The sequence below is a fragment of the Streptomyces sp. NPDC048370 genome, from assembly GCF_043200825.1.
GTDB lineage: Bacteria > Actinomycetota > Actinomycetes > Streptomycetales > Streptomycetaceae > Streptomyces.
Genome location: NZ_JBICYI010000006.1, coordinates 358,608 through 372,755, shown reverse-complemented (window position 1 = coordinate 372,755; position 14,148 = coordinate 358,608). Strand labels below are relative to the sequence as shown.

General features: G+C 72.3%; 12 protein-coding genes. 6 read left to right on the top strand and 6 right to left on the bottom strand.

The window, feature by feature from the left end; genetic code table 11:
• The first annotated feature begins 65 nt into the window (after window positions 1-65).
• Complete coding sequence (locus tag ACGFYP_RS16775; protein WP_393493302.1) at window positions 66-2,339, top strand: FG-GAP repeat domain-containing protein; 2,274 nt, start codon at window positions 66-68, stop codon at window positions 2,337-2,339.
• A 104-nt stretch (window positions 2,340-2,443) separates the two neighbouring features.
• Here the strand turns inward: ACGFYP_RS16775 and ACGFYP_RS16770 are convergent, their stop codons facing one another.
• The gene (locus tag ACGFYP_RS16770; protein ID WP_393493299.1) at window positions 2,444-2,836 is read right to left on the bottom strand and encodes an SSI family serine proteinase inhibitor; all 393 of its coding nucleotides are present in this window, start codon (window positions 2,834-2,836) and stop codon (window positions 2,444-2,446) included.
• A 265-nt stretch (window positions 2,837-3,101) separates the two neighbouring features.
• Between ACGFYP_RS16770 and ACGFYP_RS16765 the strand changes: the two genes are divergently transcribed.
• Window positions 3,102-5,090, top strand: coding sequence for a protein kinase (locus tag ACGFYP_RS16765; protein WP_393493296.1), 1,989 nt, complete (start codon window positions 3,102-3,104; stop codon window positions 5,088-5,090).
• Here ACGFYP_RS16765 and ACGFYP_RS16760 read toward each other — a convergent pair.
• Both ACGFYP_RS16760 and ACGFYP_RS16755 read right to left on the bottom strand, forming a co-directional pair.
• A complete protein-coding gene (locus ACGFYP_RS16760; protein ID WP_393493293.1) occupies window positions 5,079-5,483 on the bottom strand; it encodes a Zn-ribbon domain-containing OB-fold protein in 405 nt (134 codons plus the stop codon). The two genes, ACGFYP_RS16765 and ACGFYP_RS16760, sit on opposite strands and share 12 nt — an antisense overlap.
• Complete coding sequence (locus ACGFYP_RS16755) at window positions 5,480-5,932, bottom strand: DoxX family protein (RefSeq protein WP_393493290.1); 453 nt, start codon at window positions 5,930-5,932, stop codon at window positions 5,480-5,482. The genes ACGFYP_RS16760 and ACGFYP_RS16755 overlap by 4 nt, the downstream gene beginning before the upstream one ends.
• A gap of 213 nt (window positions 5,933-6,145) precedes the next feature.
• On the opposite strand from ACGFYP_RS16755, the gene ACGFYP_RS16750 reads away from it, so the two are divergent.
• The 4 genes from ACGFYP_RS16750 (at window position 6,146) to ACGFYP_RS16735 (ending at window position 11,176) form a co-directional block, all read left to right on the top strand.
• The gene (locus tag ACGFYP_RS16750; protein WP_393493287.1) at window positions 6,146-7,300 is read left to right on the top strand and encodes a flavin-containing monooxygenase; all 1,155 of its coding nucleotides are present in this window, start codon (window positions 6,146-6,148) and stop codon (window positions 7,298-7,300) included.
• Window positions 7,301-7,487: 187 nt separating this feature from the next.
• Complete coding sequence (locus ACGFYP_RS16745; RefSeq protein WP_393493284.1) at window positions 7,488-9,719, top strand: acetate--CoA ligase family protein; 2,232 nt, start codon at window positions 7,488-7,490, stop codon at window positions 9,717-9,719.
• Window positions 9,710-10,513, top strand: a complete 804-nt coding sequence (locus tag ACGFYP_RS16740) for an enoyl-CoA hydratase/isomerase family protein (RefSeq protein ID WP_393493490.1) — start codon at window positions 9,710-9,712, stop codon at window positions 10,511-10,513. The genes ACGFYP_RS16745 and ACGFYP_RS16740 overlap by 10 nt, the downstream gene beginning before the upstream one ends.
• A gap of 72 nt (window positions 10,514-10,585) precedes the next feature.
• Window positions 10,586-11,176: a flavin reductase family protein gene (locus ACGFYP_RS16735; protein WP_393493487.1), complete on the top strand. Its 591-nt coding sequence runs from the start codon at window positions 10,586-10,588 to the stop codon at window positions 11,174-11,176.
• Here ACGFYP_RS16735 and ACGFYP_RS16730 read toward each other — a convergent pair.
• The 3 genes from ACGFYP_RS16730 to ACGFYP_RS16720 form a co-directional block, all read right to left on the bottom strand.
• A complete protein-coding gene (locus ACGFYP_RS16730; RefSeq protein ID WP_393493281.1) occupies window positions 11,173-11,469 on the bottom strand; it encodes a hypothetical protein in 297 nt (98 codons plus the stop codon). The genes ACGFYP_RS16735 and ACGFYP_RS16730 overlap by 4 nt on opposite strands.
• A 24-nt stretch (window positions 11,470-11,493) precedes the next feature.
• Window positions 11,494-12,783: an MFS transporter gene (locus tag ACGFYP_RS16725; protein WP_393493278.1), complete on the bottom strand. Its 1,290-nt coding sequence runs from the start codon at window positions 12,781-12,783 to the stop codon at window positions 11,494-11,496.
• A gap of 129 nt (window positions 12,784-12,912) precedes the next feature.
• Window positions 12,913-14,142, bottom strand: coding sequence for an MFS transporter (locus tag ACGFYP_RS16720; protein ID WP_393493484.1), 1,230 nt, complete (start codon window positions 14,140-14,142; stop codon window positions 12,913-12,915).
• Between the last annotated feature and the right edge of the window lie 6 nt (window positions 14,143-14,148).

Genomic DNA, 14,148 nt, shown 5'->3' with positions numbered 1-14,148 from the left:
ATCGTCGGTGGTCGAACCGGGCGTGGCGCATTCTGCGCCCGGTACCACTGGGGGAGGAACACATCTTGACCCACGCACGTCGTTCGAACCGTCGGCGGCTCGGCGCGGCGATCACCGCCGTGCTGGCCGTCACCATCGGCACGCCGGCCGCCCCGGCCTTCGCCACGCCGGTGACCGCAGCAGCGGCGCAGGAGCAGGAACAGGCCGTCGTGCCGTTCCCGGCCGGCGCCGAGATCGCCGGTGCGGGCACCACCGGGTTCCTGAGCAAGAAGGCCGACGGATACCGGTGGACCCGGTACGCGGACGGCAGGTCGACCCTCGTGTCGCAGGGCCGCGCGTTCGGTACGGTCTCGGACGTGGTCGTGACCCGGGCCGGCGAGGTCGTCAAGCTTCAGGACATGGCCACGAACGCGGCGCCCGTCGAGATCGACATGACGGCGCTGGGGGGCACGTACAGCGAGTTCGGCGCGGTCGGCTCGACGCTTCTGGCGACGACCCCGAGGGGGCCGGGCGTCCAAGGGGTCCACCTCATCGGCTCCGTCGACGGCACGGTCTCCAACCGCGCGGTCACCGGTCTGCCTTCCGATGCCCACGGGTTCGCCCTGTCGTCCGCCGTGCCGGGAAGCGCGCTGCTGACGTACACCGCCGGGCCGGTGGAAGGCGTCAAGAAGACGTACGTGGCCGTGGTGGACATCGCCGCGGGCGCCGTCACCCACACGTACGAGAAGACCAGGCCGATCCTTGGGGAGACTGCCGCCGCCCTCTCGGCCACCCATGTGGCCTGGTTGGAGTCCTCCACCGCGTGGGCCGAGCCCCCAGAGGTGGTCGTCGTCGACCGGAGCACCGGCACGACGAAGCGCTACATCGTGGGCGACGCGGAGGGGATCCAGCTCGGTCTGGTCGGCGGCTGGGTGACGTACGGGGAGGACTCCAGCACCCCGGACAACCGCCGGATCCCGTTCACGGCTCAGTCCCTGGGGTCCGCAGCCAAGAAGGAGATTCTCGCCCACGTCACGAGCATCACCACCGCGCCCGACGGCAGCCTCTTGGTGCGGGGTGGCTCGGTGGCGGACGGCGAAGGCCTGTATCGCGTCTCCGACGGTGGCGGCGAGACCCCCGCTACGGAGCTGGTCGCGAGCACCGGCGAGGACACCGGGCTCAGGCTGCTCGGTCACCACGTGCCCGAGGTCATCGACCTCGACAAGAACCGGGGCATCGTGCAGCTGGAGCTGGAGCTGAACCGGCGTAACGACATCGGCCTGTCCATCGAGATCGCCCGCCCCGGCCGCCTCGACGAGTACGACGAGTACGTGTCGTACGAGAAGATCAAGGGCGGGCCCACCGGTCCCGGAACCGTCGCCATCACCTGGAGCGGCAGCCGTCACGACGGGTACGGGGGGTCCAACTCCAATGGTGCCGCGTACAACGGCGACTACGAATGGCGTCTGCGGGCCGGGTCCGCGGACGGCGTCGGCCCGGTGGTGGAGGCGACCGGCACGTTCAAGGTCGTCCGCAAACCCGCCACGCACGACTTCACCGACAACGGCTCGCCCGACCTGGCAGCGGTCGATTCCGCCGGCCAACTGGTCATCTACGACAGCGACTACAACCACAACATGGTGACCTGGCCTCAGTACGGCGGAGCGTACAAGGGCTGGAACATCTACGACCGCGTCGTCACCCCCGGCAACCTGGGAGGCTCGCCCGACGCCGACCTCGTGGCCCGGGACAGGAGCGGCGGGCTCTGGCTCTACCCGAAGGACGGGGAGAAGGCCTTCGATCTCCTGCCCCGTCAGAAGATCGGCACCGGTTGGGGCATCTACGACAAGATCGTCGGCGGTAGCGACCTGACCGGTGACGGCAAGCCCGATCTGCTGGCGACCGACAAGGCGGGCGTGCTGTGGCTCTACCCGGGCACCGGCAACGTCAGCGCGCCGCTCGGCGACCGCAAGAAGATCGGCGGCGGCTGGGGGATCTACAACCAGATCACCGCCGTGGGCAACATCGCAGGCGCTCCGGCCGGCGACCTCGTCGCCCGTGACTCCGCCGGCGTCCTCTGGCTCTACCTCGGCAAGGGCGACGGCACCTTCGCCACGCGCGCGAGGATCGGCGGCGGCTGGAACGCGTACAAGCAGGTCGTCGGCGTCGGCGACGCCAACCGGGACGGGCGCCCCGACCTGTTCGCGTACATCCCGGGGAAGAGCGACAACAACCCCGATACGGGCGACCCGAAGGGGAAGCTGTACGTCTACGAGAGCACGGGTGACTGGCGCGCCCCCTTCCGCCCCCGCAGCGAGTCGTGGGACCCCGTCTTCGAGGGGAACTCCACCATCTTCTGACCGGTGCCCCTCGTCCGATGACCCCGCCCCGGTGCCCGGCGCTCCTCGCGAGCCCGGGCACCGGGTCGTTCCGGGACCCGTCCTCCGCGACCCGGCAGCAGGGGTCAGAACGCGAAGACCTTGCCCGTCGCCGCCTGCAGGAGGCACGCGTTCGAGAAGGTCTTCTTCCAGGTGACGGGCTTCTTGTTGTACGTCCCCTCGGCGGTGGCCGTGACCGGGTCGTAGACCATCGGGCAGATGGCCGCGGGGTTGCCCACGAGCTGGTCGAAGTCGCCGGCCGCGACGTGGATCTCGTCGCAGGCCGCCTCGGCCTCGGGGTGGTTGCCGCCGGTCGGGCGGCAGCCGAGCCAGACCTCCGTGGCGTCGCCGGTCGCCTCTGAGGTGACCGTGAGAAGGATCCGGGTGGCCGGGGTCGGGGCGGCGGCGTCGGCCGTCCCGGTGAGGGCGAGGCCGGTGAGGGTGGCCGTGGCCAGCGTGAACGCGAGGGTGCTCTTCATGATCCGGGCAACGAGGGGTGCCGTCCGGGGTCACCGGGCTCCACCCGCATGCCCCGGGAAGTTCACTCCGCTTCGAGGTGGCGCACCCTGATGGGCGAGTGGCCGGGCGGCGTCGTCGACCGGCCCGGTGTTGATCGGTGTCGGTGTCGGTGTCGGTGTCGACGTCGGCCTCGACAGAAAGCGCTCGCTCGCGCCAACTTTCCGTACAATTCTGTGACTTGAAGAGCGATGCGGATGGCAGGATAGCTTGGCTATCCTGTGGATCATGCAGGGGGAACCGGACATCGACGCGCGCCTGAACGGCAGCGGAGCCATACCGCTGGAGCCGGGAGACCCCCGGCAGATCGGCGCCTTCAAACTACTCGGCGTACTCGGCTCCGGTGGCATGGGGCGGGTCTATCTCGGTGCGGTGCCCGGGAAGTTCGCGGCGGTCAAGCGCGTCCTGCCCGTGCTCGCCGAGGACGCGGACTTCCTGAACCACTTCGGGCACGAGCTCGACAACCTCGCCCGGCTGCCCGGCGGAGCCAGTGTGCGGCTGCTCGCGAGCGACCGCACCTCGAAGCCGCCGTGGTTCGCGACCGAGTACATCCCGGGGATCACCCTCAACGAAGCACTCAGGCTCCATCGCGGTCCGCTGCCCACCGAGGCCCTGTGGCGGCTGCTGCGGGAGGCGGCGGTCGGGCTGCGGGCGGTGCACGCCGCCGACATGGTGCACCGGGACCTCAAGCCGTCCAACGTCATGCTCACCTCCGACGGCCTCTCGCTCATCGACTTCGGTGTGGCGCGCGCGGCGGACCAGAGCCGGCTGACCAGGACCGGCATGGTCATCGGAACGCCCGCGTACATGGCGCCGGAACAGGCCGTCGCGGACCCGCAGTTGACGGGCCAGGCGGACGTCTTCGCGCTCGGCAGCCTGCTGCTGTACGCGGCGACCGGCCGCCCTCCCTTCGGTGACGGGTCCGGGCCCGGCCTGCTCTACCGCGTCGTCCACGGAGAGCCCGACTTCGGGCAGCTCACGGAGACCGCCCCCGCCCTCGCCCATCTCGTACGGTCCTGCCTCGCCAAGGATCCCGAGGCCCGGCCGACCGCCGCCGAGGTCGTCGAGCTCGCGGACGACTACGCGGACGACACCCCGTGGCCCGCGGCCGTCATGGCGCGGGTCGAGGAGCGGGCCGCGTTCGCGGCGACCGCGCCCACGGCCGAGGAGCTCGCCGAACTCGCGGACCCCACGGCCGGCGAGGAGGCCGGGGGCGCCGATTCCGTCCAGGACATCGGGACCGTGGCGCTCGTGCAGCGCGACTCGAAGGAGCCGTCGACCGCGGGCGCCGACGCGGCGGCCGTCACCGGCCCCAGCGCCGCCGGCCGGCGGCCGGAGCGACGCAATCGGTTCGTCATGCTCGCCGTCCCCGTCTTCGTGGCCACCAGCACCACCCTGGTCGTCGCCCTCGGCCCGTACCAGATCGGCCGGCAGGGCGGCGGGCCCGACTCCTCGGCGGCGGGGCCGTCCGCCACCTCCTCGCAACCGGCGCCCGGCAACTCCGCGCCGACGAACGTGAACCCGTCCTCCTCCACGTCGCCCTCCGCGTCGGGGTCGTCCGCGCCGGGGTCGCCCTCGGGGCAGCCGTCGGGGCCGGGCGGTTCCGGTGCGGGCGCCGGTGGTGCGGCGGCCGGCGGTGGGGCAGGCGGCGGTGCGGCGGCGGGTGGCACCGGCACCGTACCGGGCGGCGGAGGGGGCGCCGCGTCGGGCGGCGGCTCCAACCCCTCGGGCGGCGGGGGCTCCGACCCGTCCACCCCGAAGACCACGCGCCCCGAGCCCCCGCCCTCCGGCGGCGGCTCGACGCCCTCGGGGACGTACTCCCTGGAGAACGTCTCGAGCGGCGAGTGCGTGGTCGAGTACAACCCGGGGTACGGCATCTTCGCCAACACCCACGAGTGCGGTTCCGTGCCCAACAACAGTGGCACCGCCTCGTACGCCTGGACCTACTCGGCGGGGGCGAACGGCACCTTCCGGCTGGTCAACAAGAAGACCGGGCGCTGCCTCCAGGCGGGCGGGAACCCCGGCGGCGTCGGCGTCGAGACCTGCAACGGCACCAGCAAGCAGTCGTGGAAGATCCACACCACGACGTCCTCCGGTCGGACGATCATGAACGTGAGCAACGGGGAGTGCATGATCGTCGGACCGCCGTTCCTGACCACGTACGCCTGCGATTCGGGCGACCGGGCTCAGCTCTGGCGGAACATCTCAGCGCTCTGAGGACGGGCGGAAGACGGGGACTCGGGTCTCCCCCTCCGGGCGGAAGGTGACCTCCAGGTCCATCCCGATCCGGAGGTCCGCCTCCGCCACCCCGACGACCTCGGTCATCATCCGAGGCCCCTCCGCCAGGTCGACCACCGCCGCCACGTACGGAACGCGCTCGCCGAAGGGCGGGAGGTCGTTGCGGTGGACGACCGACCACGTGTAGAGCGTGGCCCGGCCGCTCGCGGGCTCCCAGGTCACGTCCTCGCTCCAGCAGTGCGGGCAGAACTCGCGCGGGTAGTGGTGCGCCCGGGCGCAGCCGGCGCAGCGGCGGAGCAGCAGGCGGCCCTGGCCCGCCGCTTCCCAGTAGGGGCGGGTGAAGGTGTCGATGTCGGGGTCGGCGGCCGTCACAGGAAGAGTCCGATCGCGTGGTCGAGGGACCAGGTCTGCCAGGACATGGCGAAGAGGGCGACGAGCGAGATCAGCGCCATCATCGCGTTCTGCCCCTGCTCGGCCCAGTCGTGGATCATCAGGACGAGGTAGAGGAGGTTGAGCAGCAGGCCGCCGACCAGGGCGATCGGGGTCAGGAAGCCGGCGATCAGGCCGAGGGCCAGGGCGAGTTCGGCGTAGACGACGACGTACGCCATCAGCTTGGGGCGCGGGGCGACGACCGAGTCGAAGCCGCGTTTCACGAACGGCCACCGGTGTTTGCCGGCGACGTCGGCCGCCCACGCTATGCCGGTGCCGCGCTCGAACCAGCCCTTCCTGTCCTTGTGGCGCCAGCTCTCCAGCCACCACAGGCCGAGGCCGATGCGGAGGACGGCGAGCCATTCGGCGCCGGTGAGCCAGACGGTCTGCATCGGCGGTACCTGCCCCTCCCGAGATCTGATCTGACGGTACGTCAGTTATGGATGCCAGTTCAGCGGATGGGGCTCCGGCTGCGCAAGACCCCCGCACGCCTCCATGCACCCCACCCAGCCGCGCATGCATCCCACCCATGCGTGACCGTTTCGCAACCGAACCCCCTCTTGACCGAGACCCAACAAGTGAGCAGCTCGTTACGCTGAGCACTCATGGCCAACACCCCCCAATCCAGACCCGATCACCCCGTATACGTCATCGGGGGCGGGCCCGGCGGACTCGCCGTCGCCGCCTCGCTGCGCGCGAAGGGCGTCCGGGCCGTCGTCCTGGAGAAGTCCGACGCGGTCGGCGCCTCCTGGCGCTCGCACTACGACCGGCTGCGGCTGCACACCACCCGCCGGCTCTCCGCGCTCCCGGGCCTCGCGATGCCCCGCTCCTTCGGGCGCTGGGTCGCGCGCGCGGACGTGGTGCGGTACCTGGAGAAGTACGCGGAGACGCACGAGCTGGAGATCGTGACCGGCGTCGAGGTGACGCGCGTCGAGCGGGCCGGCGACGACTGGCTGCTGCACGCGACCGGCGGGCGCCGGCTGACCGGGCGGGCGGTGGTCGTCGCGACGGGGTACAACCACACGCCGCGCCTGCCGGAGTGGCCGGGCCTGGACACGTACGGCGGCGAGATCGCGCACGCGAGCGCGTACCGCGACCCCGCCCCGTACGCCGGGCGGGACGTCCTCGTCGTCGGCGCGGGGAACACGGGCGCCGAGATCGCCGCCGACCTCGTCGAGGGCGGGGCGGCACGGGTACGGCTCGCGGTGCGCACGGTCCCGCACATCGTGCGCCGCTCGACGGCCGGGTGGCCCGCCCAGCGCACGGGCATCCTGGTGCGGCGGCTTCCGGTACGCCTGGTGGACAAGGCGGGCGAGCTGGTGGCCCGGATCTCCGTACCCGACCTCTCCGAGCACGGGCTGCCCCGGCCGGACACGGGGCTGTACTCGCGGGTGCGCGAGGGGGCGATCCCGGTGCAGGACGTGGGCCTGATCGACGCCGTGCGGCGGGGGAAGGTGGAGATCGTGGGCGCGGTCGCGTCCTTCGACGGCGACAAGGTCGTCCTCGCGGACGGCTCGACGATCACCCCGGACGCGGTCATCGCGGCGACGGGCTACCACCGTGCCCTGGAGCCGCTCCTCGGCCACCTCGGCGTCCTGGACGACCGTGGCCGCCCGGTGGCCCACGGCGCGCGCACGCCGCGGGAGGCGCCGGGGCTGTACTTCACCGGGTTCACCAACCCCATCAGCGGGATGTTCCGGGAGATGGCGATCGACGCGGAGCGGATCGCTCGGGCGATCGGGAAGGCTTCGGCGCGCTGAGGGGTGATGGGGCGGGCCGGGCCGCGGGGCGGGGCCTTCTCCCCGCCCCGGACGCCCGGTGGCTCCCGACCCGCGGTTCCGCCTGTCCGACAACCCATCTACGCACGACCATTCCTGACTTGCCGTCAGTTCTGTAATCTGACTAGGCGTCAGGTAAATCGTCATGGGCGGAAGGTGGAGCGGAACGATGCTCGGATCGACTCACGGCACCTTCACCACCGATCTCCGCGCCCGCGTCGTCGCCTGCGGCGAGCACCCCGGGCCGGCCACCGCCGTCGTGCACGGTGTGGCCGCCGTCGAGGGCGACGTGGACGTCAGCGGGCGGGCGTTGCACACGCCCGTGCCGGACCTGGACCGGTTCTTCCGGCCCGGGTCCGTCGCCGTCGTCGGGGCCTCCGACGCCGAGGGGCGGCCGAACACCGGGATCACGCGGCAGCTGATCGCCTGGGCCGAGCGGGTCGGCGCCCGGCTCGTGCCCGTGCACCCGACCCGTACGACCGTCTTCGGGATCGACTGCGTGCCGTCCGTCGGCACGCTCCCCGAACCCGTCGACCTCGCCGTCCTGCTCGTCGCCGACCCGCTCCCCGTGATCGAGGAACTCGCCGAGGCGAAGGTCAGGTTCGCCGTCGCCTTCGCCTCCGGGTTCGCCGAGACCGGCGGCGAGGGGGCCGCCGCGCAGGAACGTCTCGCCGACGCCGTCCGGCGCTCCGGGATCCGCCTCCTCGGCCCGAACACCAACCTCAACGCCTTCGAGCGCTTCCGGGACGACCTCGACGGCCCCGCGATCGCGCTCATCACCCAGTCCGGGCACCAGGGCAGGCCCGTCCACACCCTCCAGGAGCTGGGGGTACGGCTCTCCCACTGGGCACCGACCGGCAACGAGGCCGACCTGGAGACAGCCGACTTCATCTCGTACTTCGCGACCAGGCCCGAGGTCGGGGCCATCGCCTGTTACGTCGAGGGTCTCAAGGACGGCCGCTCCTTCCTCCTCGCCGCCGACCGCGCCGCCCGCGAGGGCGTACCCGTCGTCACGGTGAAGGTCGGGCGGACCGAGACCGGGGCGCGGATGGCCGCCTCGCACACCGGGAAGCTGACGGGCGCGGACCAGGTCGTGGACGCGGCGATGCGGCAGTACGGAGTGATACGCGTCGACGGGCTCGACCAACTCCAGGACACCGCCGCCCTGTTGGCCCGCGCCCGCAAGCCGGTCACGGACGGCGTCGTCGTGTACTCGATCTCCGGCGGCACCGGCGCACACTTCTCCGACCTCGCCACCGCCGCCGGGCTCCACCTGCCCACCCTCCCCGAGGCCAAGCAGGACGAGCTGCACCAGTGGATCCCCGACTACCTCAACGTCGCGAACCCCGTCGACAACGGCGGCCACCCCGTGGGCGACTGGCGCGGGCGGAAGATCATCGACGCGATCCTCGCCGACCCTGCCGTCGGGGTGCTGATCTGCCCCATCACCGGCCCCTTCCCGCCCATGAGCGACAAGCTCGCACAGGACCTCGTGGACGCGGCGGAGGCCACGGACAAGCTGGTGTGCGTGGTGTGGGGTTCGCCGGTCGGTACGGAGGCGGCCTACCGCGAGACCCTCCTCGGCTCGTCCCGCGTCGCCACCTTCCGTACGTTCTCCAACTGCATCGGGGCCGTGAAGGCCTACCTCGACCACCACCGTTTCACCACCGCCTACCGCTCCCCCTTCGACGAGGCCCCGCGCACCCCCTCGCCCTCCTTCCGCAAGGCCCAGGCCCTGATGCGGCCTGGCCGGCAGCTGAGCGAGCACGCGGCGAAGCAGCTGCTGCGGGCGTACGGGATCCGGGTGCCGCGCGAGCAGCTGGTGACGAGCGCGGCGGCGGCGGTCCGGGCGGCCGGGCTCGTCGGCTATCCGGTGGTGATGAAGGCCTCGGGCGCACAGCTCGCCCACAAGACCGAACTCGGCCTGGTGAAGGTCGGGTTGACCTCGGCGAGCCAGGTCAGGGACGCGTACCGGGAGCTCACCGACATCGCACGCTACGAGGGCGTCGACCTCGACGGGATCCTGGTCTGCCAGATGGTGGGGCGGGGCATCGAGATGGTGGTGGGCGTGACCCGCGACCCGCTCTTCGGGCCGACGGTCACGGTGGGCCTCGGGGGCGTCCTCGTGGAGGTCCTGAACGACGCGGCCGTACGGGTGCCGCCGTTCGGCGAGGCGCAGGCCAGGGACATGCTCGGCGAACTGCGCGGGCAGGCTCTGCTGAAGGGCGTACGGGGGGCTCCGCCGGCGGACGTGGACGCGCTGGTGGAGGTCGTGCTGCGGGTGCAGCGGATGGCCCTCGAGCTGGACGGCGACCTCGCCGAACTGGACATCAACCCGCTGATGGTGCTGCCTCGGGGGCAGGGCGCGGTGGCGCTCGACGCGCTCGCGGTCTGCCGATAGGAGCCCTGGTGGAAGACCTGCTGCACGCGGTCGAGAACGGCGTCTCGTGGATCACGCTCAACCGGCCCGAGGCGATGAACTCGGTCACCTGGGACCAGCGGGAGCGGATCATCGCGCTGCTCGGCGAGGCGTCCGCCGATCCGGACGTACGGGCGGTGGTGGTGACGGCGACCGGTCGGGGCTTCTGCGCGGGCGCGGACCTGCGCGGGGCCCCGTCCTCGGGCGATCGTGTCCCCGGGGATGTGGCTCGAACCATCCGGCTCGGCGCGCAGCGGTTCATCGCGGCGGTCATGGACTGCGAGAAGCCGGTGATCGCGGCGGTGAACGGGACGGCGGCCGGGATCGGGGCGCATCTGGCGTTCGCGTGCGACCTGGTGCTGGCGGCCGAGTCGGCGAAGTTCATCGAGGTCTTCGTGCGGCGGGGCCTCGTACCGGACGGCGGCGGGGCGTATCTGCTGCCCCGGCTGATCGGGCCGCGGCGGGCGAAGGAGCTGATGTTCTTCGGCGACGCGGTGACGGCCCCCGAGGCCAAGGAACTGGGCCTGGTGAACCGGGTGGTGCCGGCGGAGGAGCTGGAGAAGACTGCGCGGGAATGGGCGGAACGCCTGGCCCAGGGCCCGACGCGGGCGCTCGCGCTGACCAAGCAGCTGGTGAACGCCTCACTGGACTCCGACCGCGCGAGCGCCTTCGCGGCGGAGGCAGCGGCCCAGGAGATCAACATGACGACGCGGGACGCCAACGAGGGCGTCGCGAGCTTCGTGGAACGGCGGACGGCTCGGTACGAGGGGCGTTGAGCCGCCTCGTACCGACCCTTCTCATCTGACGAACCGTCAGCTTCAATGGGAGATGTGATGGGACATGCTGGGATGGCGGCCACCGCCGTCCGATACCTCAGGTCGGCCGGGTCGCCGACGGCCGTCGAAGCGCTCCCGCGACCCCGACTGCGGGCGGTCGGGGAGGACGAGCGACTGTCCGTCGATCCCGCCGAGTTCCGGCGCGTACTGGGGCACTTCGCGAGCGGCGTCACCGTCGTGACGGCCCTCGACCCGGACGGGCCGACGGGCTTCGCCTGCCAGTCGTTCGCCTCGCTCTCCCTCGACCCGCCCCTGGTGGCCTTCATGGTCGCCCGTACGTCGACGACCTGGCCGCGGCTCGCCCGTGCCGGCGTCTTCTGCGTGAACGTCCTGGGCGCGGACCAGAGGGAGTTGTGCCTGGGCTTCGCGAAGAGCGGCGCGGACAAGTTCGCGGGGGTGCCCTACGACGCGGCCCCGGCGACGGGCTCCCCCCGCCTGACCGGCGCCCCGGCCTGGATCGACTGCACGATCACCACCGTCCACACGGGCGGCGACCACCTGATCGTGGTGGGCCGCGTGGAGGCCCTCGGCGCCGCCCCGGAGGGGGAGCCTCTGCTGTTCCACCGGGGGCGGTTCGGGCGGTTCGGGCGGTTCGACGCCTAGGCCGTGGGGCGGCGGCGGGCTCGGAGCAGGTGGACGCCCTTCACCACGTAGACGGCGGCCATGAGCGCGATGCCGGCGAGGCCGAGCCAGAGCCAGTGGTCCGCCACCACGAGGCTCAGCATCAGGCCGACGAAGAGCAGCATGTTGCCGACGCTCTCCACCAGGTCGAGACGTGCCTTGGAGCGCACCGCGGGGTCGGGTCCGCGCAGTCGGCGCACGGTGGGGACGAGAGCGAGGGCCTGGAGGGCGGTCAGGCCGAGGGCGATCCAGACGAGCCAGTCGGGTATGTCCACGGCGCGCACTGTATCGGGACCCTGTTACGTGATCGGAGTCGGGCGGCGGCGGATGACCAGGGCCATCAGGGCCGCTGCCGCGCACAGGGCGCCCGAGGCGTACCAGACGACGTCGTAGGAGCCGAAGACGTCGCGGGCCACGCCGCCCGCGAAGGCGACGACCGCCGCGCCGACCTGGTGGGAGGCGAGGACCCAGCCGAAGACGATCGCGCTGTCCTCGCCGTAGTGCTCGCGGCACAGGGCGATCGTCGGCGGGACGGTGGCCACCCAGTCCAGGCCGTAGAAGACGATGAAGAAGATCATCGGCGGCTGGACCGTGGGCGCGAGCAGCATCGGCAGGAAGAGCAGGGACACGCCCCGCAGCGCGTAGTACACGGCCAGCAGGCGGCGCGCCTCGAAGCGGTCCGTGAACCAGCCGGAGGCGATCGTGCCGACGACGTCGAAGACGCCGATCACGGCGAGCAGGCCTGCCGCCGCGGTGATCGGCATGCCGTGGTCGTGGGCGGCCGGTACGAAGTGGGTCTTCACCAGGCCGTTCGTCGAGGCCCCGCAGATCGCGAACGTGCCCGCGAGGAGCCAGAACGGGCCCGTGCGGGCCGCCTTGAGGAGGACCGTCACGGCGCGCCGCGCCGCGCCCGTGACCGGGGCGGGCTTCGGGACGAACTCCCCGCCGTACGGGGCGAGGCCCACGTCCGCCGGGTGGTCACGAAGGAGCAGCCAGACGAAGGGGACGACCGCGAGCGCGGAGAGCGCGACGGTCACGGCCGCCGGGCGCCAGCCCTCGTTCTCGACCAGCCAGGAGAGCAGCGGGAGGAAGACCAGCTGACCCGACGCACCGGCCGCCGTCAGGATGCCGGTCACCAGTCCGCGCCTGGCCACGAACCAGCGGTTCGTCACCGTCGCCGCGAACGCCAGCGCCATCGAGCCACTGCCGAGACCGACCAGGATGCCCCAGTACAGTACGAGTTGCCACGGTTCCGACATCCACACGGTCAGCACCGAGCCGAGCGCGATCACGCTCAGCGCGACGGCGACGACCTTCCGGATGCCGAAGCGGTCCATCAGCGCGGCGGCGAACGGCGCCGTCAGGCCGTAGAGCGCGAGGTTCACCGAGACCGCGAAGCCGATCGTGCCGCGCGACCAGTCGAACTCCCCGTGCAGCGGCTCGATCAGCAGCCCCGGAAGCGAGGCGAAGGCCGCCGCCCCGATGATCGTCACGAAGGTGACGACCGCGACGAACCAGGCGCGGTGGACTCGGGGCGTACGGGTGGGGACGGGCGGCGCGGAGGCCGCGCTCTCGGTTGTCTGGGTCACGTCACACAGCTTCGTGGCCCGAAACCCTCCCCACCACTGGCCCGAATGACAGCTTTCGCAAGGATCGGGACATCAGCCGTTCCCGTACCGGCATCGGCACCGACACCCGCACCGGTAGTCGCACCCCGCTCACGCCCGGGGCAGTCTCCTGATCGGGCGGACCGCCAGCAGCGCCACGGCCACTAGGACCGCGATCACGGCCCCCGCCAGCAGGACCTCCTCCGTGCCGACCGCCTCCGCGACCGGTCCCGCCAGCGCCCGGCCCGCCGCCATCATCAGGAGCGACCCGGCCACTTCGTAGGCGTGCATCCGGTTCAGGGCGTCCTGGGGCACGTGGGTCTGGACCGACGTCGACCACATCACCAGCCAGAACGCGAAGGCCGCGCCGCCCAGGAACTGCCCGAGTCCGAGCAGGACGACGGGCGCGCCGACACCGAGCAGGGTGAGGTTCACCGGCAGGCCGAGCAGGGCGATCGCGCCCGCCGCGAGCGGGCGGCGGGGCCGAAGCCGCAGGGCGAGCAGCCCGCCGGCCGCGTTGCCCGCGCCCGCGACGGCCATCAGCCAGCCGTACGTGGCCGAGCCGTGGTCGCCGGTCACCAGGGTCGCGGTCAGCGGGACCATCGGCCCGGCGACCGTGAGTCCGTACACCGTCCAGATCGCGATCACGCCCCACAGCCAGCTCCGCGCCGTGAACTCCCGCCAGCCGACGATCATTTCGGCCCGCAGCGAGCCGCGTCGGATCGAGTCGGCGGGCCGGGCGGGGAGCCGCATCAGGGTGAGGCAGACCGCGCTGACGGCGAAGGTCGCGCCGTTGAGGCCGAAGGCGGCGCCCGCGCCGCCGGTGAGTGCGACGAGGACGCCCGCGACGGCCGGACCCGCCATCGTCATCAGCGCCTCGACGACCCGCAGCACGGCGTTGGCGCGCTGCACGTCGGGGGCGATGCGCGGGATCGTGGAGGCGACTCCGGGCTGGAAGAGCGCGGCGCCGATGCCGCTGAGGGCACTGAGCGCGTACACCGCCCACAGGGGCGGGCTGCCGAGGGCGAAGGCGACGGCGAGCACGGCCGCGCCCGGCAGCCGCATCAGATCGGCGAGGACCATCATCCGGCGGGCGGTGAACCGGTCCGCGAGGACCCCGCCGACGACGACGAACAGGGCGAAGGGCCCGATCCAGGCGCCCAGCGCGTAGCCGACGGAGGAGCCGGGGTGTCCGGCGCCGAGCAGTCCCGCGGCGAGGGCGACGGGCACCATGCCCTCGCCGAAGACGGCGGCGGCGCGGGCCACGAAGAAGAGCCGGAAGTCACGGCTCCAGAGGCCTGGGGTGCCCGGGGCGCCCGGGGAACCGACCCCTTCGGGAATGCGCTC

Bases quoted from the DNA above. Each gene is read 5' to 3' on its own strand.
- ACGFYP_RS16770 (WP_393493299.1), bottom strand. From the start codon at position 2,836: ATGAAGAGCACCCTCGCGTTCACGCTGGCCACGGCCACCCTCACCGGC.
- ACGFYP_RS16765 (WP_393493296.1), top strand. From the start codon at position 3,102: ATGCAGGGGGAACCGGACATCGACGCGCGCCTGAACGGCAGCGGAGCC.
- ACGFYP_RS16745 (WP_393493284.1), top strand. From the start codon at position 7,488: ATGCTCGGATCGACTCACGGCACCTTCACCACCGATCTCCGCGCCCGC.
- ACGFYP_RS16755 (WP_393493290.1), bottom strand. From the start codon at position 5,932: ATGCAGACCGTCTGGCTCACCGGCGCCGAATGGCTCGCCGTCCTCCGC.
- ACGFYP_RS16735 (WP_393493487.1), top strand. From the start codon at position 10,586: ATGGCGGCCACCGCCGTCCGATACCTCAGGTCGGCCGGGTCGCCGACG.
- ACGFYP_RS16750 (WP_393493287.1), top strand. From the start codon at position 6,146: ATGGCCAACACCCCCCAATCCAGACCCGATCACCCCGTATACGTCATC.